We start from the raw sequence: 227 nt of genomic DNA, 5'->3' as shown, positions 1-227 counted from the left end.
TGATCTGTGGGAGGTCATTCGCGGGACAAGCCCGCTCCCACAGGATTATCACAGGCCGCTGGCATTGCGATTGATCTGTGGGAGGTCATTCGCGGGACAAGCCTGCCCCCACAGGATTATCACCAGGCTGCAGGCATTGCGAGTGGTCTGTGGGAGGCCATTCGCGGGACAAGCCCGCTCCCACAGGATTGCCACAGGCCTCAGGCATTGCGAGTGGTCTGTGGGAA

Source organism: Pseudomonas sp. XP2, from assembly GCF_053557975.1.
The sequence above is the reverse complement of the archived record's forward strand: the minus strand, read 5'-3'. Positions refer to the sequence as shown.